The following is a 25,216-nucleotide window of genomic DNA, read 5'->3' as shown; positions in this document are numbered from 1 at the left end:
GTCAATCCTTTTTCTTGGCTGGGGATGAGGGATTCGAACCCCCGAATGCCGGGACCAGAACCCGGTGCCTTACCACTTGGCGAATCCCCAACGTGTGTCTGATTGTACTACGAATGGTAAAGCGGCGCAAGCTGGCGGGTCGAGCTCAGGGTTTGACGCCGACGCCCAGCAGGGTATAATGGGGCTTATGGATATCTCATGGATCGTGAAAATTATTGCCGATGGACTGGTGATCCCGGTGGTGCTAATCGGGGCGTACACGCTCATCCGACATGTACCGCGAGACCGACGGTATCAAGTGTATGCACGGGTGCTGATGGCGGGACTGACGGCGTTTGTGGCGGCGAAGATTATTGGGTTACTATATCAGCCATCAGGCCTCCGTCCGTTTGAGCTAGCAGGCGTGAGCGCCGGCGCCTCGTTTTTGGATAATCCGGGTTTCCCGTCCGATCACGCCCTATTCACTATGGCCATCACGTTGGCGGTGTGGTTCGGCGCGAAGTGTCGAGGGTGGGCCGTAGCCTGTTTAGTGATGACGCTACTGGTTGGTATAGGGCGGGTGGTGGCATTGGTGCATACGCCGCTTGACGTGGCTGGTGGGCTCATCATCGCTTGGGTGGGCATATTCTGGTATATGCCATTGCGACAGGCGTCACGCGCTGCAAAATAGGGTTGCGGTTTTATCAAATTACTGCTATAGTTGTACCTATTGTGAAGTGGTTTGAGAAAGTTTTTCACGAGGAAGAATCAGACTATATGTTTCCTGTGACGCCGGCGGTGTTCTGGCGAGTTGTCAGCAGCGGTATGGTTGGCGGTGTCGTGACATGGCTGATCGCCCTAGCGCTCGATTGCTTTATCCTAAAGCAGATTATTTGCAGCCCGACAGCCGACCCATCAATGTGTACGAACAGTGCGCAAATCGGTGCCTACGTTGCGCTGGTATTGGTCAGCGTTATGCTCGTACCGATTGTCGCTCTCAATCGAGTCAGGCGGCCGCTGCTCGTGGTGCTCGCGGCGGTTGGTGCACTGTGGGGTGTTGGCGTCTCGACTGCCGAGGCGTGGTGGTTATCGTTGATAGTGACAACCGTGGCGTTTGGCTTCGTATACGCAACCGCAATGTGGTTGAATCGGATCCGCGGTAACGTGGCGGCGATTATCTTTTTGGCTATATTTATCCTGCTGGCGCGAGTTGTCTTGTCTCTGTAATCCCTGTACACTAAGAGTATGGAGATCATTATCATTATTCTCTTAGGTATTATCGTTATGGGGTTGGGTGCGATGCTATTTGTATTGCAGTCAAAGTTAAGTGAACTAAAAAATCAGTCATCGGTCGAGCTCATCAAAACTGACGTGGTGGAGCTGGGGCGAACCATCGCCAAGCTGAATGAATCGGTCAGCGATAAATTAGAGCGCAGCAACACTCAGGTACAAACCTCGGTCCAGAAGCAGCTGTCGGAAAGTGCCAAATTGGTGGCCGACGTAACGCAGCGGCTGGCCAAGCTAGACGAAACGAACAAACGGGTAGTCGACGTGGCGACTGACCTAAAAACTCTGCAGAACGTCTTGCAAAATCCTAAACAGCGCGGCGTGTTTGGCGAATTTTATCTGGAAAGCGTACTAGATAACGTGCTGCCAGCCAAGCAGTTCCAGATGCAATACCGTTTCAAGGATGGCGAGATTGTTGATGCAGTTATTTTTCTAGACAAGGGGCAGATGTTACCGGTGGACAGTAAATTTAGCTTGGAAAATTATAACCGCATGATCAACGCCGAGACTAAGGCTGAGCGCGAGCTGTGGCTGAACAAGGTGAAGGCTGATCTGAAGGGGCGCATCGACGAAACCAGTAAATATATCCGCCCGCGTGAGCATACTATGGACTTTGCCTTTATGTTCATCCCGAGTGAGTCGCTGTATTATGACTTACTCATTAACAATGTTGGTGCGGGCGGTTCGAGTCGTGATTTGATCGAATATGCCTTTCGTGACAAGCGCGTGATTATCGTCAGTCCGACCAGCTTTTTAGCGTATTTGCAGACGGTGCTGCAGGGCCTGAGGAGTTTACAAATTGAAGAGCAGGCCAAAGATATTCAGGTACGCGTCGGCCAGCTGGGCGTGCACATCAAAAAGTTTGATGAGCTGATGACCAAGATGGGCAAGAGCCTCAGTACGACTGTCGGGCATTATAATAATTCGTACAAAGAGCTGGGCAAGATTGATAAAGACGTGGTGCGGATTACTGGCGGCGACCACCAAACACGGCCAGAGTTAATCGACCGACCGGCGCAGGAAGACTAACGCAAAAAATATCCCGCCAAAAGAGGCGGGATATCGTTATGGTAGAACTATGATTTACTCTTCTTCCTTATTGCGGTAGTTGATGAGCAAGAACAAGTTACCGCCGAGTGCTGCACCAACGAGCGTCGCAGCGATTACCTCAAGGCTGAGGCGGGTATACAGCTTCTCTGTTTTTTGTGCTGGTGCCGAAGCATTTTGTAGCTGTGAGTTAGTCTTTTCCGTAACCGCTAGAGCAACTGCTGGGTTCAGTGTTGCACCGCTGATATACACTTCGCGTGGGTAGGTGCGCTGATCCTTTAGCTGCTGAGTTTGCCGAGTCGCATTTGCTTGCTCTTCTTGGTACTTTTGAACAGCAGCATTTTGGGCGAGTGGTAGCAATGCACCGCTAACCACCAAGCCAAGTGTCAATGACATACCAATGACCACGGCTTTACTGGTATTCTTGAGATCAGTGCGCGATAGGGCTGCGCTGATGCCAAACATAAAGACCGCCATACCGACGAGCTCGACGGCAAAGATCGCCCACGAGAAAGTGGTGAATTGGTCAAAGTTAATGACGAAGCTGCCTGATGAAATTGCTCCCATCAAGACAACGGCAGCCATCGCGCCAAGGAATTGTGCTGCCCAGTAGAACGGCACAAGTATAGCTCGAAGCTTGCGCATCGTCCAGAGACCGAACGTCACGGCTGGGTTAATGTGCGCGCCAGAGATTGCACCAATACCGAGTACTAGTACTACCAGTGCGAGGCCGACATAAAACGGCGTCATCATATATGCCGAGAATAAGGCGACTAATGTCAAAATAAATGTGCCGGCAACTTCAGCCAATACGATGTTGACAAGGTTGCGTGGTAGTTTGCTGTCTAGTTTTTTACGCGGCGAGCTAGTCCTGACAGGCTTAACGGCAGTCGATTTGACCTCTGGTTTTTTCGCCTCAGTTTTGCTGGTGACGCGCGTTACGGTTGTTTTCGATGTAGCAGCTGCAGCAGTCGTCTTCTTTGGACTGGATTTTGCAGTCGCGGCCTTTTTAGTAGTCTTCTTCGTGGCCATAGTCCCTCCTTACTGTACTATTACTATCATTATAACATATCTGGTATAATCGACATATGGGATTATTTGTAAATCAACAAGATCGGCGCAGTGAACTACAAGAACGCATTGCGGCGGAGCTGCGCGAGAAGGCCAAAGCGTCGGGTCTGCAGGAAAAAGCTAGCTTGGACGGCGTAGAAGATGTGAAATATTTGGAAGATACGAAGCAGACGACGACGCTGGCGCCAGCTTGGATTATAATTGTGATCATGGCGGCCGTGGTTGTTGGGATGTTTTTGATGCAGGGGCGATGACATGGAAAAATTGGATGAAGTTCGAGCACTATTATTATCGCGCGTAGCCGAGGCGGCTGAACCGCGCAGCGTGTTGCGGAGCGCGGAGCTGCGGGAACTATACGGCGTTATCGCGACGCTACCGAGTGAGGAGCGCGGGCCGTTTGGTAAAAAGGTTAATGACTTGAAGCAGGAATTGGAGCGGGTGATCGCGGCTCGTGAAGCTGAATTATCAAAGGTTGATCTGCCGCCAATTGACGTGACAGCGCCGATGGACGTCAATGCCCCGCGCCCTAGTTTGCTGCCAAGTGAGCGCGGCACGATTCACCCGCTGAGCGCCGAGATTGAGCGTATTTCTGACATTTTTAACCGCATGGGTTTTGTGACGGAAGAGTCGCGTGAGATCGACGATCAATTTCATATGTTTGAGAGCTTGAACTTCCCGAAGGGTCACCCGGCGCGTGATGATTATGACACCTTCATGACCGAAGAGACTGATGTTAATGGCGACCGTTTGATTGCCCCGGCGCACACCTCGACCATGCAAAACCGCGTGCTGAAGAAATATCATGACAATTTGGCGAGCGGCGAGGCGATAGCGGCTATTGTACCCGACCGGGTGTTTCGTAACGAAGATCTGGACGCGCGGCATGAGCACACGTTCTATCAAGTCGAGGGCGTGTATGTCGCTAAGGGGGTTAACGTTGGCAATCTCATTGCCACGCTGCAAGAGTTTTTGCAGGAATATTACGGCAAGCAATTGGATGTGCGCGTCAATCCATTTTATTTTCCGTTCACCGAACCGAGCTTTGAATTTGCGCTGAGCTGTCCGTTTTGCGAAGGCAAAAATCCGGACTGTAAAGTCTGTTCGGGCGAAGGCTGGATTGAGCTATTAGGCTGCGGCATGATTCACCCGAATGTGCTGAAAGCTGCTAACATCGATCCGAATGAATACACCGGCTTTGCCTTTGGCTGCGGCATCGACCGCTTGGTGATGATGAAATACGGCATCGAGGACGTGCGGCATTTTGAGAGCGGACGATTAGACTTTTTGGAGCAGTTTTAATTCAGTCAATTAGTCCATTTGGAGATATGTGATGATTAAGCGCAATGTCTTTCTCTACAACATCACCAATCGCGACGATGAGGGGTACGGCAGCTATCCGTTTGAGGATGTTCTGCGCGATTTGATGAAGCTCGAAGAAGACGATAGGAATTGGCAGTATAATCCAAATGACGATGAGTCATTCATGCGGCTCTTGCAGTTTGATAAGCTACATAAAACTAGTGAATTATCTAAATGCTATGCTGGCATCGTTGCCGTGTACGGATCGAACGTGATTACCATAGGCAGGGACGATGACGATCTTGTCAAACGTTATCCGCTTCCTGATGGGCAGCTGCCGGTGCAGGTGGTGCATTTCCTCTACTATGCAGACAAAGGAATTATGGCGTTAGAGTACAACCGAAATGTTGCTACGAATGTAAAGATTTTAGCCTATATAAATAACCGCATCACAAAGCTCTCGCTCTCTGAAAAGGCAGCATTTATCGGGACGGTGATTTGCCATCCAGACGCCATCGAGTTAATCAGGCGGGCGCATCGTATAAAATCCGCGAAGATATTTATCTCTCGCGAAGCCATAGAACACAATAATAAAATCAGCCAGCTAGCGAAAAATTTATTCTCCGCACCTTTGATCGATAATCGTACTGATACACTTGGTACTATCGTCATTGATTTTCGGCCGAGTAGAGGTAAGTTTCTGTCTCCTGGCGCGTACATTGATCACTATGTGAAGGAGTTTCCGGGTGTCGAAAAACAGGTTTACGACATTGAAATTGAAGAGGGTATGGAAGTGACATCGGTTAATATCATGCAGCCGCAGTTCAAGAATACTATTGAATTGCCAGACAGCAGCATTGAAGATCGAGAAGAATACGACAACCAGGTTTTTGGCAAAATCCACGAGGTATATAAAGCGGCCACCAATGTCATAACGGGAGCGAACAATGCAGACTAGACGATGGAGCTCGATTGGGCTGGTGCTGATCATCCTGCTGCTATTCTTTGGGGTATCCTTGGGCATGCAAGAGATCGTGAAGGCAGTGAAGCCTGATATCATGAAAGTGAACCCGTGGGATGTGTTCGAGGGTATAATAACCATCCCATCATATATCGTTATAGTGTTACTAGTGTTGTTGCCATCAGGGGCTCGATATAATCTGAGGCTATCAGTATTTCAGCGCTCCAGCTACGTGCGTGAAATTGTCATCTCCGGACTCTTGATCATTCTCGTGATGGCTGTAGTGGGGTTTGTGGCGTACGACCCGACAGACAGCCCGGCTCGCAATCCTTGGAATGATTTTAATTGGGGTAATTATCTGAGCGTGATTGTTTGGGGAATTATCATATTTTTGTATAATGTACTGCTGCGATTGGGTGGTGGGGCGAGGCGTGGATTTGATAAAAACGTAGCTTGATTATCCCATACAAATGTCCCGATAAGGCCGCGTGACAACTTCTGCCGAGTCAAGGCCGAGTTTGACCTCAATCTCGCTGATCATCGCCAGCGCACTAGTCTCATCATCTGACAAAACTTCAACTTCTACGAACGTCCCAGCGTCTTTGATTTCGTCTATAGCCACCGTTGCCTGCGGAAAGTCTGGGGATCGGAATGATCGCCGGTATTTATTAACTTCAACGAGCTGCACCATACCGAGATTTGCTAGTAGCTGCTTGGCGATTGCCGCGTTCCCGGGCTGAATTGGTAGGTTTGTCTCGGGCTTAATGATCACATCGTTTTTCGTATGTGTTGCAGCGGTCGTCGCAGGCTTATATGTCACCTCGGCAAAACCATCGCGCTGGCGAATCCGCAAACATTCAACCGTCTGCATGAAATCGACATCAGGACGAGAATAATACGTATCAATTTCGTGGAGATTACTCTGTAGTTCAAAACCGAGGTCTTGCAATCGCTTGAGTAATTCTTCTGCGTCACCAGTTAATTGACGTTTGCGTTCTATTTCTAGAAGTTTGGTTGTCATGGGTTTTTCGTCTTTCAGCTTATCATTATATCTTTAGTTATCTATAAACTCCACACCTTGCTGCGCCAAAAACTTCCGCCCTTCCTTGTCCAACTGGCAATTCACAAAGTGTGATCGTGCTGCCAACTTGCCGCTACCATAAATAAATTGTGTTTCCTCGTCGTATTTCATACCGCGAAAGTCACAGCCCCCTGCCTCAATAATAGCTTTGACGCCGCGAAAATCTACGCTCTGAACTGATGAATTCTTAAAACAGACTGGTTGCCCGTAAATATGCTTTGCGTAATCCAGGTTGCAATTCTCAAACACGAAAAATCCCATGACAAACTGGCCAAAATCAACGAATGAGCAAGTATTTGAAGACTATCATTCTGAAATCATGAGTAGCTGGGCGACAGCTTCCGCTGATGAAGATGGTTTGGTCTATGTTCCTGAAAAATGAAAAAGCATTAAGCTTACGGTGTTAGCTTATATAAGCAATAGTTGAAGTCTCCGTCGAAGAATATAAAATTATCTGGTTGACTATACAACGAGAAGCAAGAGTCTACAATTTTACCAGATCCATCTTCTGCGCCAACTATCGGAGAAGCTTCACTTGGGCGGCTCATTGGGTCGTACAATACAGACCGCGTCTTAAAAAGACATACTTCACCAGCAAAGCATCTATCTTCAGTCACGATGTAAAAGAAATCATATGACCCCATAGGCAGATTAGTAAATTCAAAATGACCACGTGAGGCGCACTCATGAAGCTTGCCGGTAAATTTCTCAATAATAGTATGATGATTATCCATAATCAATGACATATTATAAAGGAAAAGTGGCTTTTTGTACGGAAGCCACAAACCGCTTAGTAGGAATCAGCCGTGGTAGTCGCGGTAGTCGTTGATGACCTTGCCGTCGATGCGCATATACTCGACACCACCGTCCTCATTCACGACGATGTGGTCGTGCGGCCGTGCGCCGGGCATGCCACCGGGGAAGATGTTGGTAGTACCGTCATCGTTCTTGTCCCAGTACATGACCTCTCCACCGATGCGGCCCATACCACCCTCGTACTGGCTGTTAGTTCCCATAATAACTCCTCTTGGAGTCAGGCGAGATAATTATCTCGCGAAGTGGAGCGTCTCAAGCCCAATGGCTTTGGGCGAAACGCCGACCCTTGCGGATGCAAAGGCTGATATATATCAAATAATAGAACAAAACGTCAATGGATTTTGTCAAAATTATGGCATAAAACAATAAATTGCCTCTGCAGTAATAGTTTAATCGTAGGACTAAACCTGATAGGAAGTTGTGAACATAACGCGGGACGTAGTCTTATGTTGTATTTTGCTTGAGCTTAAAATTATTTGGTATAATTATCTTAAAAGGAGTAGAATTATGAACCATACAATTTTCGACGACATTGTATCAGGCACCGTAAAATCATGGAAGGTTTGGGAGGACGGGCAGTTTTTGGCGTTTCTCACGCCGTTTCCAAATACCCCGGGGGTGACAGTGGTCATTCCAAAGCATAATCCGGGCGATTATATTTTTGCAATTGACGAGACGTTATACCTCGAGTTTATGCGAGCAGTGCGCCAGGTGGCGCGGCTGCTGGAGCGCGCGTTTGATACACCGCGGGTAGCGCTGGTATTCGAGGGGACGGGCGTGGCGCATGTGCACGCCAAGCTGTATCCGCTACATGGTGACTTGGCAGGGCGGACTGATGTCTGGGCAGAGAACGCAGAGTTTCACGAGAGCTATCGTGGTTGGCTGACGACGACCGAGGGGCCAAAGATGGATGAGGCCGAACTAGACCGGATTCAGGCGCAGATCATTGCTGCTCAAGGGTAATATTTTAACTTTAACCAACGGGGCGAACTATGAAGTGGCTCGGAGTTGTCGGTACACGTGAAGTAAATGACACGATTCGCCGCGATATTGAGCAGTTTGTCGGGCAAAAGATTGCTGAAGGCGGCGGGATTGTGTCGGGTGGCGCGACTGGTGCTGATCACGAAGCGGCGCGGCTGGCGTATGAATGTGGCCTGGAGGCGGCACGGTTTCGGATATTTTTGCCAGTGGAGCTGGAGCTGTATTGCCAAGCATTGTATGATCGTGCAGCTGTCGGCAAATGTCGCCAGGATGATGCGATTGCGACGATCGCTCTTTTGCGAGACATCGCCAAACATCGGCCAGGAGTACTGCACGATGCTACTGATTTTAATGGAGTTAATGCTGATTCATTTCATGCGCGTAATTGTCAAATTGTTGACTTGGCGGACGAACTGGTGGCGTTTCGGGTCAACGATAGCTCTGGCACGACGTTTACGATTGACCAAGCTCAGGAAAAAGATATTCCTGTCAAGGTGTTTGACTACACCGTTGATTAGAATGATATACTGGTATATATGAAAGTCAGCCTAAACATTATCAAACAATTGATTAATTTTGAATTGCCGCCGGTAGATGAGTTGGTGTCGCGGGTCAATCAGCAGCTTGGTGGCGTCGAAGAAGTGATCGGCCTCAACGCTAAATATGGCGGCGCACGAATCGTCCGGGTGGTTGAATGCGTCAAGCATCCTGATGCTGACCGGCTGAGTGTGACCAAGATTGATGATGGCGGTGTGGTAGCGGATGTGCCGCGCGATGAGAGCGGTCTGGTACAAGTGGTCTGCGGCGCGCCAAATGTGCATGCGGATATGTGGGCGATTTGGCTGCCGCCAAAAAGCACGGTGCCGGCAAGCTTTGACGACGACGAGCCGTTTGTGCTAGATGCGCGGCCACTGCGCGGCGTGCTGAGTCAGGGTATGTTGGCGGCGGCCGACGAGCTGGCGATTGGTACGGATCACGAGGGAATTGTTGAGATTTATGAACACGACGTGCCGGTGGGCGTTGAACTTACGGCAGGTGCGAGTTTCGCGGAAACGTTTGGTTTGGACGACTACGTGCTGGACATTGAGAATAAGATGTTTACTCACCGGCCGGATTGCTTTGGGCAGCTCGGCGTGGCACGCGAGATTGCCGGGATTTTTCACCAGCAGTTTACCAGCCCCGAGTGGTACAATGTGATTCAAGAATTTGCTGGCGGCGACGGTCTTGAGCTCGAGATCTTCAATGAGGCGACTGAAGTAGTGCCGGTGTTTTCAGCGGTAGCCATCAAAAATATTGAGGTGCAGCCAAGTCCGCTGTGGCTGCAATGTCAGCTGGTGGTGATGGGCGGCAAGCCGATTAATAACATTGTCGATGCCACGAATTACATGATGCTCATGACGGCACAGCCAACGCATGCCTATGATTATGACAAATTACGTGGGTCTACACTCGGGGCGCGGATGGCTCGTGATGGCGAGAAAGTCAGTCTGCTCAATGGCAAGGAATATGAGCTGACGACGGACGACATTGTCATTGCTGATGGCGAGGGCGTGATTGGTCTGGCGGGAATTATGGGCGGCACCGACACTGAGGTTTCGGATGGCACGAAAAACATCGTTTTGGAGTGCGCCAATTTTGATATGTATGCGCTGCGCCGCACGGCCATGCGCCACGGCATTTTTACCGATGCGTTGACGCGGTTTAATAAGGGTCAGTCACCGGCACAAACCGACCCGGTACTCAAGCGACTCATGGGTATGACTGGCGGTGAACAAGCTAGTCCCGTGCTGTTTAAGAATCATCAGTCTCTGCGGTCTGTGTTGGCTGATAGTATGCATTGGTGCGGTGGCCTGTTGGTGCCGAGTGGATTTGTTGAAGAGCGGCTCGGCGTAAATTTTACCGATGGTGAAATGAACACGCTGCTAGGAAACGTTGAGTTTTTCGTTGATGAAGGGCGCGAGTATGGTGAGGACGGCATGATGGTCTACAGCCCGTTTTGGCGCACCGATATTGAGCTGCCTGAGGATATCGTCGAAGAAGTTGGCCGGCTGTATGGCTTTGATAAATTACCGCGTCAATTACCGCATCGCAGCATTAAACCCGCACCAAAAAATTTGCGTCGTGAATTGAAAAACGCCGTTCGCCGTAGTCTATCGCGTGCCGGTGCCAACGAAGTCTTGACCTACAGTTTCGTTCACGAATGCATCCTAAAAAATGCCGAGCAGGACGTTGCTCAGGCATACAAATTATCAAACGCCCTCAGCCCTGATTTGCAATATTACCGCTTGACGGTGCTTCCGAGTTTGCTGGACAAGGTCCACGCCAATATCAAGGCCGGGCATGATGAATTTGCTTTGTTTGAAATGGGTAAGGGCCACAGCAAAATGCATGGCCTAGGCGAAGATGGTTTGCCAGAGGCCAGTCAGTTTACGGACATCGTCTATGCTGCCAAAAAGCCGGGAGCGGGTGCGCCGTTTTACAAAATTCGTCGCTTGGTTGAGCAGTTGGCGCGTGACCTTGGCGCTGAGTTGGTATTCAAGCCAATTGAACAAGAACTTACGCTTCCAGTCGCGGCACCGTTTGACCGGTCGCGCAGCGCGCTGATTGAGACAACTGACGGAACGTTCATCGGTCTGGTTGGCGAATTGAAACAATCAGTCATCAAGAACTTCAAATTACCAACGTACGTGGCGGCGGCGAGCTTGGACACTGCTGGCTTGGAGGCTGTCTACGCCAAGCGTGACAGTCATTATCGGCCACTCAGTCGCTATCCATCAACGACGCGCGATATCTCGCTCAAAGTACCATTCGCTGTCAGGTATCAGCAACTACTGCAGACGCTGGATGAGGCTATACGGACCACCGATATGAATGTACGGATTGAGCCACTCACCATTTATCAGTCCGAGCATGATGCGGCGCAGAAAACGATGACATGGCGACTGACGTTCACCTCGCATGAGCGGACATTGACGGACAAGGATATCGCGCCGGTGATGCAGCAGATTGAACAAGCGGCCAAAGATGCGTGGGGCGCTGAAGTAGTCTGATGAAGCCGCTGATTCACATGCTCCGATATGCACGCGGCATGGGCAGATACTACATCGGGGTTAGTATTAGCTCAGTTGTTGTGGCGCTGACCGGCATTGCGGTGCCGTTCGTGATTTCGCGGGCGACCAGCTTAATGGTCGAAGTGGTTGAGGGCGGCAATGTAGGAATTGAGCAGGCGATTTTCTTGGCGCTGGTGCTGCTGGCGCTTGACGTGACGAATACGATGGTGCGAAACCTTGGCGGTTACTGGGGCGACGTGATGGCAACGCGGCTCAAGCAGCAGCTATCGACGCGGTACTATCATCACTTGCTTGGCTTGCCGCAAAGTTATTTTGATGGCGAGCTGACTGGGACGATTATCAATCGCCTCAACCGCGCGATTACCGAAACGACGAATTTCCTGAACATGTTTGCCAATAACTTTTTCCAAATGCTGCTCACGACGGGCATCACCATCGGTATCGTTCTGGTGTACAGCCTGGAGCTGGCGGCAATGGTGGTCATCATGTATCCGCTATTTATGTGGCTGACGGCGCTAACCAGCAAGAAATGGCAGACCTTTCAGAACCGTAAAAATCACAAAACGGATATGGCCAGCGGCCGGTTTGCCGAAGTCATTGCTCAGATCAAAGTCGTCAAAAGCTATGTCCGCGAGTCGCTCGAATATCGTCATTTTGCCAAGCGTTACCGCAAAACAATTGCCATCACGCGCAAGCAATCGCGCTATTGGCACAGCATGGACATTGTGCGCGGCGTGGTGCTGTCGGTCATCTTCTTTATGATTTTTGCCTACATTTTTGTGCAGACGACCGAACGGCGCTTTTCGATCGGCGATATGGTGCTGCTGATCACGCTGATTAATAATTTGCGGATGCCGCTGTTTAACATGAGTTTCATCGTTGATAATTTCCAAAAAGCTCTGGCCGGGAGTCGGGATTTTGTTGGTGTAATGACGCTGCGTCCAGCGATTGAAGATGTGCCTCACGCGCCGGAATTAGTCGTGAGCCGCGGGGCGGTCGAATTTCGCAATGTCTCGTTTCGCTACGCCTCTGCCATGCAAAAACCAGTGTTGACCGACATCTCGTTTACGCTTCGTCCCGGTGAGCATGTCGCTCTCGTCAGCGAGTCGGGCGGCGGCAAGACCACTTTAACGAACTTGCTGATGCGCCTGTATCAGCCAGACAGTGGTGAGATTATGATTGATGATGTGGCAATTGATGTGGTGCAGCAAAAGAGCTTGCGTCGCCACATTGCCACGGTGTTTCAGGAGCCAGCGCTCTTTTCCGGCACAATTCGTGAAAATATCGCCTATGGCGCCGACGAGCCGACGGATGAGCAAGTGATTGCCGCCGCCAAGGCCGCCAACGCGCACGACTTCATCAGTGAGCTTGACAAAGGGTACGACACGCAAATTGGCGAGCGTGGCCTCAAGCTGTCCGGCGGTCAAAAGCAGCGCATTGCCATCGCGCGGGCGGTACTCAAGGATGCGCCAATTCTCATTCTCGACGAGGCAACAAGCAATCTCGACAGCAAGAGCGAGCATCTAGTGCAGCAGGCGCTGGAGCGGCTGATGAAGGGGCGAACGACGCTGATTATCGCTCACCGGCTGAGTACCATCGCTACGGTGGATCGGATCGTGACGCTAAAACATGGCCGGGTCGACGAGATTGGTACGCCGAAACAGTTGGCAAAATCGGGCGGTATTTATGCTAATTTGCTCAAGCTACAGCGGACAGCTGGCGTGGGGATTGATGATGAGCTGGCACGTTATGACATTGCGGCCGAGAGGAAACATTGATATAATTTCAAGGTAAGATAAAGGAGGATTATGGCAACGAGGGGACAGCGACTCGGTATATGGATCATCACGGGGACATTAGCGGTTGGGACAATTGGCGGGTTCATCGCCATGATGGTGCAGCCAGGCAATGACGCCAAAGACCAGGCCGAGCTGAAGCAGGCGCAAGAAGATTATAAAAAAGCAACCACGGAGTGGCAAAAGAAAGTTGACGCTCAGACGGCGGAATTGAACAGTAAATATCACGGCAAGTTTTTGGGGTTTAGTACGCGAGTCGGTGCCTTTGAGGCTACTGGTGTGAAGGAGCTCGGCAAAGAAGATTTGGTCGTGGGTGACGGCGCGGAGGTCAAGGATGATACCAAATTTGCGGTTTACTACATCGGTTGGAATGCTAAGGGTGAGATTTTTGATCAGTCAATCAACAGCGGTAAATTGAAAGCGCCGTTTGCGGTAAACGGCCCAGCACATACGTCGGTGATTCAGGGCTGGAAAGAGGGGCTGATTGGTATGAAGGTTGGCGGTGTGCGCGAACTGACGATTCCAGCTGACAAAGCTTATGGCAATAAAGGCCAGGGCGATAAAATTCCTGCCAATGCGCCACTTAAATTTGTGGTAATGGCTATCGAGAAACCGGCGGAGATTCCACGGCCGGAGATGCCAGAAGTTATCAAGCGATATTATAGATCAAGGGGGTTGAATGTCTAAGGAGGTTATCATTGTCGGCGCTGGCCCAAGTGCGCTGACGGCCGCAATTTACCTATCGCGCGAAGACGTGCCGACAACACTATACGAACGCGGCGTGGTTGGCGGTATGGCGGCCATCACTGATCAAATCGATAATTATCCAGGGTTTGCCGAGGGTGTGACCGGTATGAAATTGGCGTCCGAGCTGCAGCAGCAGGCTGAGCGATTCGGTGCGGAGATCGAGTACGGCGACGTGACGGCCCTGAAGCAAGTTGACGGCGAATTGGAATTGACGGTCGATAGTCAGCCGGTGCGCGCCAAAGCGGTGCTGCTGGCGACCGGCTCAAATCACCGCAAGCTGGGCGTGCCGGGTGAAGATGAATTGTACGGCCGCGGCGTACACTACTGTGCGACGTGCGACGGTGCATTTTACCGCGACAAGTGCTTGATCGTCGTTGGCGGCGGCAACTCGGCGGTGCAGGAAGCGATATTTTTGACTCGTTACGCCAGCCACGTTGACCTATTGGTGCGCAGTAAATTACGCGCCAGCGATGTCTTGCAGAGGGAGCTGCAAAAATATGTTGATGCAGGCAAAATAACCGTCCACCTTGGCGCGACAACCGATGAAATTATTGTGAAGGACGACAAATTCTACGGCGTCACATCAACCCAAGACGGCGAGCAAAAAGAATTTACTGCAGATGGATTGTTCGTCTTTATCGGCCTCATTCCGAACACGCAGTTCTTGAAGGAGTCAGATGTTGAGCTGGACCTCGGAGGACACATCATCACCGACGAACATTTGCATACCAACATTCCTGGCGTCTTTGCTTCGGGTGACGTGCGTTCGGATGCAACTATGCAAATTGCTTCAGCGGTCGGCGAGGGTGCGGTTGCAGCCCTGCAAATTCGTGAATATTTACAAGAAAAAGCCAGAGAGGAGTAGTATATGGCAGACTTTAACCAAGTATTAACCCCGGGAAACTATCAGGACGGCGAAGTTACCGTTGTCGTGGAGATTCCGGCTGGGTCAAATCATAAAATTGAATGGGATCGGAACGTCGGTGTTATGCGGCTGGACCGGGTTGATCCAGCGATTTTTGCCAAGCCAACTAATTATGGTTTCATCCCGCAGACATTGGATGAAGACGGCGATGAGCTGGATGTACTGTTGGTGACTGACACGCCGCTGACGACTGGGTTGGTGGTCGAGGCGCGAATCCTTGGCGTGATGAAGTTTGTCGATGACGATGAGGTCGATGATAAAATTATCGCGGTGCCGAGCGACGATCGCCACAATGGTAACGCCATTCAGTCGCTGGAGGATCTGCCGGCGCAGCTGATTAAGCAAATTGAATTCCATTTTAATCACTACAAGGATCTGAAAAAGCCAGGCTCGACCATTGTCAAAGAATTTGCCGGCGTTGATACTGCCAAGCAGGTTGTGGCGGCGGCGATTGAGCGCTGGAACGAGCAGGCGTAATACAAACTAACTTGTAAAGCAAAGCGATATCGCGTCTTACCGAGAATCGGGTATGCGTGTTTGTTGCAGTGTGACCGTCAGTCTCTCCGACAAGTCGATAGTTCTGCGGACGGCGTTGCCGGATGTACTCGACTTGGAGGAGACGGCTGGAAAACGAACCGCAGCAGCCACTCCACCGTCCTCCGCCAGAGCACACTCTTCGCTCAAATCTCCACTGGAGATTTCTCGCGAGCGTTCGGCTGAAACGTCCGTTACTCACGAACGCTTCACAGTCTCTGGCGAAGGAGGTGTCGTGTCTGCTGCAGCTTCTGGGATGAGGCGTGAGTGTTTTGCTTACCGTCGAAACAGCGACGAAACGCCGTCAGTTAAGCCGGTTAGATGTGCTAGCACGCCGCCGCTTTTTGACAGCTGCATGCGCAACTTAGTTTTGGCATGCGGCGTGATGACCATGTCACGCCAGGCTGGTTTGGGTTTGGCGGATTTGCTGGTTAAGACTTCGACGACGTCGCCGTGTTGTAATTCATAAGTGAACGGCTTCATAACGCCATTGACCTTAAAACCGCTGGCGTGCGCTGCGATGTCGGAGTGAATGCGGTAGGCATAATCCAGCGGGAAGGCGCCGCGGGGCAGATCATAAATATCACCTTTGGGCGAATAGACGAAGATTCGATCCTCAAACAGCTTCATGCGGAATTTTTCTGAATTAAAGGCCTTGCCCTCGCGGGCCCGGGCCGCCGTTTCCTGCAGGTCACGAATCCATGCCAAATCCGTCGGCAGCGCGGCGATTCGCCCCTGGCGGTAGGCATCGGACATCTTTTGTTCGTTATAATGAAAGCTGGCTGCCAAACCACGCTCGGCGTATTCATGCATGTCTTGGGTACGAATTTGGAATTCGACAATTTGTCCGGTCGGCGTTTGCACTGTCGTGTGCAAGCTTTGGTAGCCGTTCGGTTTAGGGTTGGCAACGTAATCTTTGATGCGCTCGTAAAACGGCTGGTACATCTCGTGCAGTACGCCCAGTACCAGATAGCCGGTCGCTAAATCATCAACAATGATGCGCAGAGCAATCAGATCGTAAATCTTATCAATATCGCCAACGCGGTCGAGCTTCTTGAACAGGCTATACACGCTTTTGACCCGGCCATCCATATCGAACCGTAGGCCCTCGCTCTGCAGGCGCGCCGTAACGTCGCGGCGGACTTTGGCGAGTTTGCGCTGGCTTTTTTTCAGGCGGCTGTCCATCAGACTCTTGGTGCGCTGAAAATCCTTGGGCATCAAGAATCGGAAACTAAGCTCTTCTAATTGTACGCGGACGCGCCCCATATTCAGCCGATCCGCCAACGGCGCAAACACCTCAATTGTCTCGCGGGCGATTTTCTTCTGCTTGTCACGCGGCATATATTGAAGCGTGCGCATATTATGTAGCCGATCCGCCAGCTTGATAATAATCACTCGGATGTCCTCGCCGACCGCGATCATCAGCTTGGCGAGGTTGTCCTTGGTGTGCGGCAGATAGCTATCGAGGCTGCGCATACCAGCGCGTGCCTGCGACACCTTGGTCACACCATCAACCAAAAAGGCAATGTCGCGGCCGAACAAACTTTCTAGTTCATCCAGCGTTGCATCGGTATCCTCGACCGTATCATGCAGCACGCCAGCGATCACCGTGTCAATATCCATACCCCATTCCACCAAAATCCCAGCCACCGCCAGCGGGTGCGTGATGTAGGGTTCGCCGCTCTTGCGCTTTTGCCCGGCATGCTTTTTGGTGGCGTAGTCAATAGCGCTATCTAACACTAGTACCGGTACTTCATCGTACTGCGGCGCCGCTAGATGTAGTAATTCCTCCCGCGTCATAGTTTCATTATACAACTTTGTAGTATAATTAGTAAAAAGCTAATGCTACTTGGGAGGAATAATTATATGGCGATAACGAAAATAGCGATTAATGGTTTCGGGCGGATCGGGCGCAGTGCCTTTAAGATTGCCCGGGAGCGCAGCGATTTGGAAATTGTGGCGATTAATGATTTGACGGATACTAAGACGCTAGCGTACCTACTCAAGCATGACAGTAATTATGGTGAGTACGGTCGGCAGGTTGATGTTACAGAGGATGAACTCATCGTCGACGGAAAACCTGTCAAAGTGCTGGCGGAAAAAGATCCAACGAACTTGCCATGGGGCGAGATGAATGTTGACGTGGTGATCGAATCGACCGGATTGTTTACTGATAAAGATGGCGCGAGCAAACACTTGACTGCCGGCGCTAAACGTGTGGTCATCAGCGGGCCGACCAAATCCGACGGCGTTGATACCATTGTGCTCGGCACGAATGACAGCAAGATCAAGGGCGCGACGCCGATCATCTCTAATGCCAGCTGTACGACTAATAGCTTGGGTGCGGTGATGGCTGTCCTAGACGCAGAATTTGGCGTGGAAAAGTCAATGCTGACGACGGTGCATAGCTACACCGCCAGCCAGCGCCTGCAGGATGCGCCGGCCAAGGACCTTCGTGAGGGTCGCAACGCGGCTGAGAACATGGTGCCGACAACGACGGGTGCGGCCATCGCCGTGACCAAAACCCTGCCGCAGCTAACCGGCAAGTTCGACGGCCTCAGTGTGCGCGTGCCAACGCCAGTGGTATCGCTCAGTGACGTGACGGCCTTGCTGCGACGCGACGTGACGGTCGAGCAGGTAAATGAAGCGTTCAAGAAAGCTGCCGCTGATAGTTTCTATCAAGGGATCTTGGGCGTCAGTGAAGAGCCGCTGGTCAGTCGCGACTTTATCGGTAATTCACATTCTGGCATCGTTGATCTGCCGCTGACCAAGGTCGTTGGTGGCAACATGGTGAAAATCATGGTCTGGTACGATAACGAGTGGGGGTACTCCAATCGCCTGGTTGAGCTGGTAGCGGACGTCGGCCACTACCTCCAGCAGCCAGCGATGTCATAAGTTCTATAACATAAGTTCAGTGATGTGAGTGGGGCGGGAGATACGAGTAGTTGTATCAATCCCGCCCCGCACCTCTCAGTAGTTGCCTCCTTTCCGTCGGCGGGGAAGGTGGATGTAGTCATCCACCAGAAAGACGATAGCTAGTATCCATAGTACCGCGGTGGCTCCGAGCCCCGCATGGCCCATCCATTCAGGCAGGCTGGCAATCGGCTTGTACAGCCATCCAATTGTCGAATCCCTCCGGAGATGTGGGGCCACATTTTTCGCAACCCAGTACAATGCGGTTGCTCCGAAACTGGCGATCATCATTCCGCTCACCATCAGGAAGCTATCATCTCTGGAGGTCGTGATGATCACGACCCCGAGAACGATAATCGTAGCGATGATAATAGTCAGCCCTTCCAGCATGACCCATTCCTTTCTACTTTTGAGGTGCGGCCGTTCCGCGCCTCAAGCCACCGCAGGTATCCGACCTACAGTAGCGAAGCGCAGTTGACAGATTTAATTAAAAATTGTCAAAAGGCTGATATACGTATATCACTATTAGTAGAAAATGTCAATGCTTTTTGTCAAGATTGTGGATGGCCATGAGTCACTACCTCTGTTAGAGATGTATACCCATACGCAGGCTGACATGGGCGAATGGGGCGGCTGAACTTGACGCCGCCTGGCTGGATATGCTACACTACTGACATATCCGGCCAATCAGGTCGGAGTTTTTCGTCTCTTGGGCGTTTGATGTGAAACGTAGTATAATAATATAGCGTAAAGGAGCTAGTATGGAAGATTTGAATATCAAGCAATTGACGTTGGCGGTGCGGACGATTGCCGAGGAAAAGAACCTGCCAGAAGAAACAGTTCTAGAGGTAATCGAGCAGGCTATCGCCGCAGCGTGGCGGCGTGACAACGGCACGCGCGAGCAGTTGGTGCGCGCTAGCCTAAACATCAACAGCGGCACGGCCGTGGTGTCGGTTGTCAAAACCGTGGTTGAAGAAGTCGAAAATGATGTCAACCAAATAAGCCTGGACGAGGCCAAAACCGTTGACCCGGCGGCCGAACTGGGCAGCGAAGTGACAGTCGAGACCCACAATGTGACGACGTTTGGCCGGGTGGCAGCCCAGACCGCCAAGCAAGTGATTTTGCAGCGGCTGCGCGAGGCGGAGCGTGAAGTAGTGCTGGCAGAATTTGAGGATAAAATCGGTACGGTGGTGACTGGTACGATTCAGCGGGTTGAGCCACGCGTGGTGCGAATTGAGCTGGGCAAGGCGGTCGGTATCATGCCGCAGTCTGAGCAAATTCCTGGCGAATACTACGGTGTTGGTCGTCGCGTCAAAGTGTATATCAAGGACATCGAGCGCGAGGGTCGCGGCCCGCAGTTGATCTTGAGCCGCGGCAATGAAGAATTTGTACGCTTCTTGTTCAGTCAGGAGGTGCCAGAGATGGAAACGGGCGCCGTGGAAATCAAAGCGATTGCTCGCGAGGCGGGTCGCCGCACCAAGCTGGCGGTGGCATCAGCACTGCCAGGTGTTGACCCAGTCGGTACGTTTGTCGGTGGTCACGGGACGCGTGTTCAGGCGGTGATGAACGAAATTGGCGAGCAGGAAAAAATTGACATTATTCCGTTCGAGGAGGATACAGCTGGTTTTATCGCGAATGCCATGAGCCCAGCAGAGGTGCTGAGCGTGACGGTTAATGAAGATGAAAAGCGGGCAACGGTTTATGTCAGCGAGGATCAGCAATCAGTGGCCATCGGCCGGGCTGGGCAGAATGTTCGCTTGGCAAGTCGGCTGACTGGCTATGAACTGGACATCGAGGCAAAGGCGACTGCTAAGCCTGAAACAAAACCTCGCAAAAATATTGAGGATAGTTTGATGAGCGTAGTTGAGGAGGTGGCAGAATAAGCTACTTCCTGACAATCGCCAAAAACGAAAGGAGGGCGATATGCCGGAAGATTTTTCTGAGTTAGAATCTCGACTCACTGATACCGCCAGGGCCAGTTTAGAACGCGCTGGTCTGCTGGCGCACAATAGCGGCAGTCCATATGTCGGCACCGAGCATGTACTGCTCGGCGTGCTGGCACAGAATTCGTCGCTGGGCGCGAAGATTTTGGCGGAGAATGGCGTGACCTTGGATCGGGCGGAGCTAGCGCTGGGCTTAACCGCGCAGTCGTTCGTGGTGGTGGTTGTTCACAAAGGTATGAACGCCGAGGTGCTGGAGACGATACGGACGGCTTGGCAGCTAGCAACGGAGTTTGGGCAGGAGCGCATCGGTACTGAGCACATTGTTTATAGCATGCTGTTGCAGCACAAGGCTCGGGCGACGAAATTGCTCAGTGATATGAATGTGGATCTGGAGGAGCTGCGCGGTACACTAGAGGACGTATTTGATCGGCAGCAGCTGGAGGCGATGCAGGATGAGTCTAAAGAAAGCGTAGCACCGCACGCTCGTCGGTCGGCTGATCTCAAGATCCTTGATCGCTACGGCGTCGACATAACGGAGCGCGCGCGGAGCGGACTGCTCGATCCAGTGGTCGGTCGGGAAGTCGAGACGGAGCGGCTGATCACGGTACTCGGGCGGCGCAGCAAGAATAATCCAGCGCTGATCGGCGAGCCGGGCGTCGGTAAAACGGCGGTCGTCGAGGGTTTGGCGCGGCGTATCGCAGCGGGGACGGTGCCAGAGTTTTTAGTCGGCAAGCGGCTGATTCAGCTTGACCTGACGGCCATGGTCGCCGGTACGAAGTTTCGTGGTCAGTTTGAGGAGCGCTTACAAAAAGTGGTGGCGGCAGCGCGTAATCATCAGGAGATTATGTTGTTCATTGATGAGCTGCATTTATTGGTCGGGGCTGGCTCGGCCGAGGGGTCGATGGATGCGGCGAACGTCCTAAAGCCAGCGTTGGCGCGTGGTGAAGTGCGGGTGATCGGTGCAACAACATTTGACGAGTACCGCAAGCACATCGAAAAAGATGCGGCCCTCAGTCGGCGGTTTCAGGCGGTGACGGTGGCGGAGCCGGATGAGCAGGCGGCAGTAGCCATGGTGCGGGCGCTAGCGGGCCGGTTGGCGACGCATCATCGACTGCGGATTTCTGATGAGATGATTGAGCTGAGTGTGGCCCTCAGCCAGCGCTACGTGACGGAGCGTCATTTGCCGGACAAGGCGATTGACGTACTTGATGAGGCGGCGGCGCTGGTTAGTACGCGGCGGCCAGCTAAACTGACCAAGCAACAACAATTAGCACGGCGGATCAAACAACTAGCAGGCAAGCTCGATGCGGTGGTCGAGGCTGAGCAATATCAACGCGCGGCCGAGCTAAAGGTTCGCATCAAGCAGCTGGAGCAGCAGGCCGAGCAGCTACCGGCTGACGATCCAGCATTGCCGGAGCTAACCGAGGATGATGTGCGGCGAGCGGTGGCGGCGATGGCTGGCGTGCCAGCGGAAAAAGTGACGGTGAATGAGCGCAAAGATCTGGTGGCGCTGGAGCAGCGACTGGGTCGGTCGGTGCTCGGTCAAGAGAAGGCTGTGGCGACACTGGCGCGAACCATTCGCCGGGCGCGAGCTGGGCTGAGTCGGCGGTCGGGACCGCTTGGGTCGTTCATTTTCCTCGGGCCGACTGGCGTGGGCAAGACCGAGCTGGCTCGCGTATTGGCACGGGAAGTGTTTGGCGGCGACAATAGCTTGATCAAGATCGACATGAGTGAGTTCTCGGAGCGGCATACGGCCAGTCAGTTGATTGGCGCGCCAGCTGGTTATGTTGGCTATGATGAGGGCGGCAAATTAACCGACAAGGTTCGCCGGCAGCCGTACAGCGTGGTACTGTTTGATGAGATTGAAAAGGCGCATCCGGATGTACTAAACTTGCTGCTGCAAATTTTGGAAGACGGCAAGCTAAGCGATTCGCATGGGCGGACGGTCAGTTTTCGCCAGACAATCGTGATTTTAACAAGCAATGTCGGCGCCGAGGCGATGGTGCGCGACGGTGAGCTGGGCTTTAGCCCGCACGGCGATGATGGTTCGCGGGCGGACGATGTGAATGAGCGCAATGCTCGGGCGGCGCGGCGCGAGCTGGAGGAGCTACTGCGGCCGGAGTTAATCGGGCGATTTGATGCAGTGGTGCATTTCAAGAGCTTGACTCGGCCGGTGGTGGGCAAGATTTTCGATAATCTCGTCAGCGAGCTTAAAGAAGCAGTACGAGCGCAGCAGATGACGCTGGTCATCACGCCGAGCGCTAAGCGTTGTATCATAGACAACGGATTTGATGAGCAGCGCGGCGCGCGGGTGCTTCGGCAGACGATTCAGACGATGTTGGCTGATCCGCTCAGTGATGCCTTATTGTCTCGTCAGGCGCATCCCGGCGCGGTCTTGGTAGCAACTGCGAAAAATCGTGAGGTGGTGATCAATGTTCAGGCTGCGTAATCTCGTTAGTGTCGTGGTGTTTGTGGGGCTGGTGGCCGGTGGTAGCTGGCTAGTGCTCAATCGCCAGCTGGTGCTGGATCATATCAGGGTCTGGCAGTACCAGCCTAGTCAAGACATAGCGACGCTGGCAGATCGGGCGACGATGACTAATAAGGCTAAATTTAGCTTTTATCTAGCGCAGCCGCGACTAGAAAACGCTACGCAGTTTAATCACGATTGCCGTCGTATCGAACAGGCCAGCCCGATCGTCGGCTGTTATTCTCACGCCAAAGAGACCATCCACATTTACAACGTGCGGAACGCGGAGCTAGACGGTATCAAAGAGGTAACGGCGGCGCACGAAATGCTGCACGTAGCCTGGTCGCGCTATTCGGCGGAGCAGCGTCGGCGGCTGGGCGAGCTGCTAGAGGCGGCTTATACCAAGGTCAAGACCAAAAAGCTGGAGGAGCGGATGGCGTATTATGAGCGTGCTCAGCCAGGTACGCGCGCCAATGAGCTGCATTCAATTTTGGGTACAGAGTTTGCTGATCTCGGATCGGAGTTGGAGGCGCATTATGCCGAGTACTTTAGCAATCGAGCGGCGCTACTAAAATTGCATGCTCAGTATAATGAAAAGTTTACTAGCGCCGAGGCCGAGGCCGACGCGCTGGCGGCTAGTCTCGCCAGGCGAAAGCGTGAAATTGAGCAGCTAACGGCATCCTACCATGCGCGCATTAATGCCTATAACCAAGATGTAGCGGCATTTAACCAGCGGGCAACGACGGGTGGTTTTCAGACGCAAGCTGAGTTTCAGACTGAGCGAAATCGACTGAGTCAGCGCGGTCTGGCGCTTCGTCGTGAACAGCAAACCATCCAGGGTAAGGTCGATGCCTATAACACTGATGTTGAAAAATTAAACGCGTTGGGGCGCAAGATTGATCAGCTCAATCAAAGCCTCGATAGTCAAAAGGCGGTCAAATAATGGCCCGAGCAAAATCACAATTCATTTGCCAGCAGTGCGGCACCAGCTATCAGAAGTGGGTCGGCAAGTGCGAAAATTGCGGCGAGTGGAATTCGCTGGTTGAGCAATTACCGGTTGATATGGGCGCGTCGGCGGTAGCGCGTAGCAGCGGCAAGGGCAAGGCGCTCACCACGCTTAGGCTCAGCGAAACGGCCGCTGAAACTAAACAGGCGCGGCTGGCAACCGGCATCGCCGATCTTGACGCGGTGCTCGGTGGCGGCTTTTTGCCAGGTGGTGTGGTGCTAGTGGCGGGGCAGCCGGGAATTGGAAAAAGTACCCTGCTAGCACAAGTCGCGGCGTTTATTGCCCGACAAAACCAGGTGCTCTATATAAGCGGCGAGGAGTCGATATCGCAGGTCAAATTGCGGGCTGAGCGGTTGGGCGCGGTTGATTCAGAGAGTCTGCAGCTGGCGTCCAGCAACAGTGCTGAGGACATCGCCGCCTCCATCCAGACTAGCCAGTACAATCTGGTGATCGTCGATTCCATCCAGACCTTGTCGCTCGCAGAAATTGCCTCAGCGCCAGGTTCGGTCAGCCAAATCACCAACTCATCCAATGTCATCATTCGCGCCGCCAAGGCCGCCAACACTGCGGTGATTTTGGTCGGCCACGTCACTAAAGAAGGCTCGATTGCCGGGCCGAAAGTCCTGGAACATTTGGTCGATGTGGTGCTGAATTTTGAGGGCGATCGCTACGGTGGCTTCCGGGTGGTGCGGGCGCAGAAAAATCGCTATGGCTCGACCAATGAGGCGGCAATTTTTGAAATGCATGAGGATGGCTTACGGATTGTGGCTAATCCATCGGCTAGTTTGTTGGCGGAGCGGCAGAATCTCGACGGCTCAATCGTCCTGGCCACTATGGAGGGGGCGCGGCCGCTGCTGGTGGAAATTCAGGCGCTGGTCAACCCAACGAATTTTGGCTACCCTAAGCGCGCAGCCAGCGGTTTTGACCTCAACCGCTTGAATCTATTGGTGGCGGTGCTGGAAAAGCGTACCAAGCTCAATCTCTCTGATAAAGATATTTACATCAATGTGGTTGGCGGCTTGAAACTGAGCGACCCAGCGGCGGACTTGGCAGTCGCCATGGCTATCGCTTCAGCCTCAGCTGGCCGCAAGCTCAGCGATGAAGCCGTGGTGTTTGGCGAAGTCGGTTTGGGTGGTGAAGTGCGCTCGGCTCAAGGCTGGCACGCCCGCCTCAAAGAGGCCAAGAAGCTCGGCTTTACCTACGCCATTGCGCCAAAAACCCACAAGGACGCATTTGTGCGCGGCGTCGGCGACCTACGTCAGGCGCTGATTGATTATTTACAATAAACGTTA

Annotated in this window: 26 protein-coding genes and 1 tRNA gene; 19 read left to right on the top strand and 8 right to left on the bottom strand. The window is 52.4% G+C overall.

Features of this window, described 5'->3' with window-relative positions; all coding sequences use genetic code 11:
• Positions 1-15: 15 nt before the first annotated feature.
• Positions 16-90 (bottom strand) — tRNA-Gln (locus tag GWK74_03170).
• Positions 91-187: 97 nt separating this feature from the next.
• Between GWK74_03170 and GWK74_03165 the strand changes: the two genes are divergently transcribed.
• From GWK74_03165 to rmuC, 3 genes are read left to right on the top strand one after another with little or no spacing between them, the layout of a single operon-like run.
• Positions 188-670, top strand: coding sequence for a phosphatase PAP2 family protein (locus GWK74_03165; GenBank protein QHU90505.1), 483 nt, complete (start codon positions 188-190; stop codon positions 668-670).
• 41 nt (positions 671-711) lie between these two features.
• Positions 712-1,206, top strand: a complete 495-nt coding sequence (locus GWK74_03160) for a hypothetical protein (protein ID QHU90504.1) — start codon at positions 712-714, stop codon at positions 1,204-1,206.
• An 18-nt stretch (positions 1,207-1,224) separates the two neighbouring features.
• On the top strand, positions 1,225-2,295 hold the full coding sequence (gene rmuC / locus GWK74_03155; GenBank protein QHU90503.1) for a DNA recombination protein RmuC: 1,071 nt from the start codon (positions 1,225-1,227) through the stop codon (positions 2,293-2,295).
• A gap of 54 nt (positions 2,296-2,349) precedes the next feature.
• Here rmuC and GWK74_03150 read toward each other — a convergent pair whose 3' ends face one another.
• Positions 2,350-3,345: a hypothetical protein gene (locus GWK74_03150; GenBank protein ID QHU90502.1), complete on the bottom strand. Its 996-nt coding sequence runs from the start codon at positions 3,343-3,345 to the stop codon at positions 2,350-2,352.
• A 56-nt stretch (positions 3,346-3,401) separates the two neighbouring features.
• Here GWK74_03150 and GWK74_03145 point away from each other — a divergent pair, with 56 nt between their 5' ends.
• Genes GWK74_03145 through GWK74_03130 form a run of 4 tightly spaced genes read left to right on the top strand, consistent with a single transcriptional unit; the run spans position 3,402 to position 6,101 of the window.
• Positions 3,402-3,638 (top strand): hypothetical protein, encoded by a 237-nt coding sequence (locus tag GWK74_03145; GenBank protein ID QHU90501.1) that lies wholly within the window; start codon positions 3,402-3,404, stop codon positions 3,636-3,638.
• A 1-nt stretch (position 3,639) separates the two neighbouring features.
• Entirely contained in the window at positions 3,640-4,683 is a 1,044-nt protein-coding gene (gene pheS, locus GWK74_03140) for a phenylalanine--tRNA ligase subunit alpha (protein QHU90500.1), read from the top strand.
• A gap of 31 nt (positions 4,684-4,714) precedes the next feature.
• Entirely contained in the window at positions 4,715-5,641 is a 927-nt protein-coding gene (locus tag GWK74_03135) for a hypothetical protein (GenBank protein QHU90499.1), read from the top strand.
• Positions 5,631-6,101: a hypothetical protein gene (locus GWK74_03130; GenBank protein QHU90498.1), complete on the top strand. Its 471-nt coding sequence runs from the start codon at positions 5,631-5,633 to the stop codon at positions 6,099-6,101. Before GWK74_03135 ends, GWK74_03130 begins: the two co-directional genes overlap by 11 nt.
• Here GWK74_03130 and cyaB read toward each other — a convergent pair whose 3' ends face one another.
• The 4 genes from cyaB to GWK74_03110 form a co-directional block, all read right to left on the bottom strand.
• Positions 6,102-6,665: a class IV adenylate cyclase gene (gene cyaB, locus GWK74_03125; GenBank protein QHU90497.1), complete on the bottom strand. Its 564-nt coding sequence runs from the start codon at positions 6,663-6,665 to the stop codon at positions 6,102-6,104. It abuts the gene before it with no gap.
• 33 nt (positions 6,666-6,698) lie between these two features.
• Positions 6,699-6,974, bottom strand: a complete 276-nt coding sequence (locus GWK74_03120) for a hypothetical protein (protein ID QHU90496.1) — start codon at positions 6,972-6,974, stop codon at positions 6,699-6,701.
• 146 nt (positions 6,975-7,120) lie between these two features.
• Positions 7,121-7,459 carry a hypothetical protein gene (locus GWK74_03115; GenBank protein ID QHU90495.1) on the bottom strand — a complete coding sequence of 113 codons (339 nt, stop codon included), beginning with the start codon at positions 7,457-7,459 and terminating at the stop codon, positions 7,121-7,123.
• Between the two features lie 66 nt (positions 7,460-7,525).
• A complete protein-coding gene (locus GWK74_03110) occupies positions 7,526-7,741 on the bottom strand; it encodes a hypothetical protein (GenBank protein QHU90494.1) in 216 nt (71 codons plus the stop codon).
• A 307-nt stretch (positions 7,742-8,048) separates the two neighbouring features.
• Between GWK74_03110 and GWK74_03105 the strand changes: the two genes are divergently transcribed.
• The 7 genes from GWK74_03105 to GWK74_03075 all read left to right on the top strand — a co-directional run bounded on the left by GWK74_03105 (position 8,049) and on the right by GWK74_03075 (position 15,538).
• On the top strand, positions 8,049-8,504 hold the full coding sequence (locus GWK74_03105) for an HIT domain-containing protein (protein ID QHU90493.1): 456 nt from the start codon (positions 8,049-8,051) through the stop codon (positions 8,502-8,504).
• Positions 8,505-8,533: 29 nt separating this feature from the next.
• A complete protein-coding gene (locus GWK74_03100; GenBank protein ID QHU90492.1) occupies positions 8,534-9,040 on the top strand; it encodes a hypothetical protein in 507 nt (168 codons plus the stop codon).
• Positions 9,041-9,058: 18 nt separating this feature from the next.
• Complete coding sequence (gene pheT / locus GWK74_03095; protein ID QHU90491.1) at positions 9,059-11,572, top strand: phenylalanine--tRNA ligase subunit beta; 2,514 nt, start codon at positions 9,059-9,061, stop codon at positions 11,570-11,572.
• Positions 11,572-13,371 (top strand): ATP-binding cassette domain-containing protein, encoded by a 1,800-nt coding sequence (locus GWK74_03090; protein ID QHU90490.1) that lies wholly within the window; start codon positions 11,572-11,574, stop codon positions 13,369-13,371. Before pheT ends, GWK74_03090 begins: the two co-directional genes overlap by 1 nt.
• Before the next feature lie 114 nt (positions 13,372-13,485).
• Entirely contained in the window at positions 13,486-14,076 is a 591-nt protein-coding gene (locus GWK74_03085) for a hypothetical protein (GenBank protein QHU90848.1), read from the top strand.
• Positions 14,069-15,001, top strand: coding sequence for an FAD-dependent oxidoreductase (locus GWK74_03080; protein ID QHU90489.1), 933 nt, complete (start codon positions 14,069-14,071; stop codon positions 14,999-15,001). The genes GWK74_03085 and GWK74_03080 overlap by 8 nt, the downstream gene beginning before the upstream one ends.
• Before the next feature lie 3 nt (positions 15,002-15,004).
• Positions 15,005-15,538 (top strand): inorganic pyrophosphatase, encoded by a 534-nt coding sequence (locus tag GWK74_03075; GenBank protein QHU90488.1) that lies wholly within the window; start codon positions 15,005-15,007, stop codon positions 15,536-15,538.
• Between the two features lie 333 nt (positions 15,539-15,871).
• On the opposite strand, the gene GWK74_03070 is transcribed toward GWK74_03075, so the two are convergent.
• Positions 15,872-17,395 carry a RelA/SpoT family protein gene (locus GWK74_03070; protein QHU90487.1) on the bottom strand — a complete coding sequence of 508 codons (1,524 nt, stop codon included), beginning with the start codon at positions 17,393-17,395 and terminating at the stop codon, positions 15,872-15,874.
• Between the two features lie 66 nt (positions 17,396-17,461).
• Between GWK74_03070 and gap the strand changes: the two genes are divergently transcribed.
• Positions 17,462-18,490 (top strand): type I glyceraldehyde-3-phosphate dehydrogenase, encoded by a 1,029-nt coding sequence (gene gap, locus GWK74_03065; protein QHU90486.1) that lies wholly within the window; start codon positions 17,462-17,464, stop codon positions 18,488-18,490.
• Between the two features lie 75 nt (positions 18,491-18,565).
• On the opposite strand, the gene GWK74_03060 is transcribed toward gap, so the two are convergent.
• Positions 18,566-18,898, bottom strand: coding sequence for a hypothetical protein (locus tag GWK74_03060; GenBank protein QHU90485.1), 333 nt, complete (start codon positions 18,896-18,898; stop codon positions 18,566-18,568).
• Between the two features lie 371 nt (positions 18,899-19,269).
• Between GWK74_03060 and nusA the strand changes: the two genes are divergently transcribed.
• Genes nusA through radA form a run of 4 tightly spaced genes read left to right on the top strand, consistent with a single transcriptional unit; the run spans position 19,270 to position 25,210 of the window.
• Positions 19,270-20,391 (top strand): transcription termination/antitermination protein NusA, encoded by a 1,122-nt coding sequence (gene nusA, locus GWK74_03055; protein QHU90484.1) that lies wholly within the window; start codon positions 19,270-19,272, stop codon positions 20,389-20,391.
• On the top strand, positions 20,372-22,900 hold the full coding sequence (locus GWK74_03050) for an AAA domain-containing protein (GenBank protein ID QHU90483.1): 2,529 nt from the start codon (positions 20,372-20,374) through the stop codon (positions 22,898-22,900). Before nusA ends, GWK74_03050 begins: the two co-directional genes overlap by 20 nt.
• Positions 22,884-23,861 carry a hypothetical protein gene (locus GWK74_03045; GenBank protein ID QHU90482.1) on the top strand — a complete coding sequence of 326 codons (978 nt, stop codon included), beginning with the start codon at positions 22,884-22,886 and terminating at the stop codon, positions 23,859-23,861. Before GWK74_03050 ends, GWK74_03045 begins: the two co-directional genes overlap by 17 nt.
• Positions 23,861-25,210, top strand: a complete 1,350-nt coding sequence (gene radA / locus GWK74_03040) for a DNA repair protein RadA (protein QHU90481.1) — start codon at positions 23,861-23,863, stop codon at positions 25,208-25,210. The genes GWK74_03045 and radA overlap by 1 nt, the downstream gene beginning before the upstream one ends.
• Positions 25,211-25,216 lie beyond the last annotated feature (6 nt).

It is taken from the genome of Candidatus Saccharibacteria bacterium oral taxon 488 (genome assembly GCA_010202115.1).
Classification (GTDB): Bacteria; Patescibacteriota; Saccharimonadia; order Saccharimonadales; family Saccharimonadaceae; genus Nanosynbacter.
This window is presented reverse-complemented; position numbering and strand designations above follow the sequence as displayed.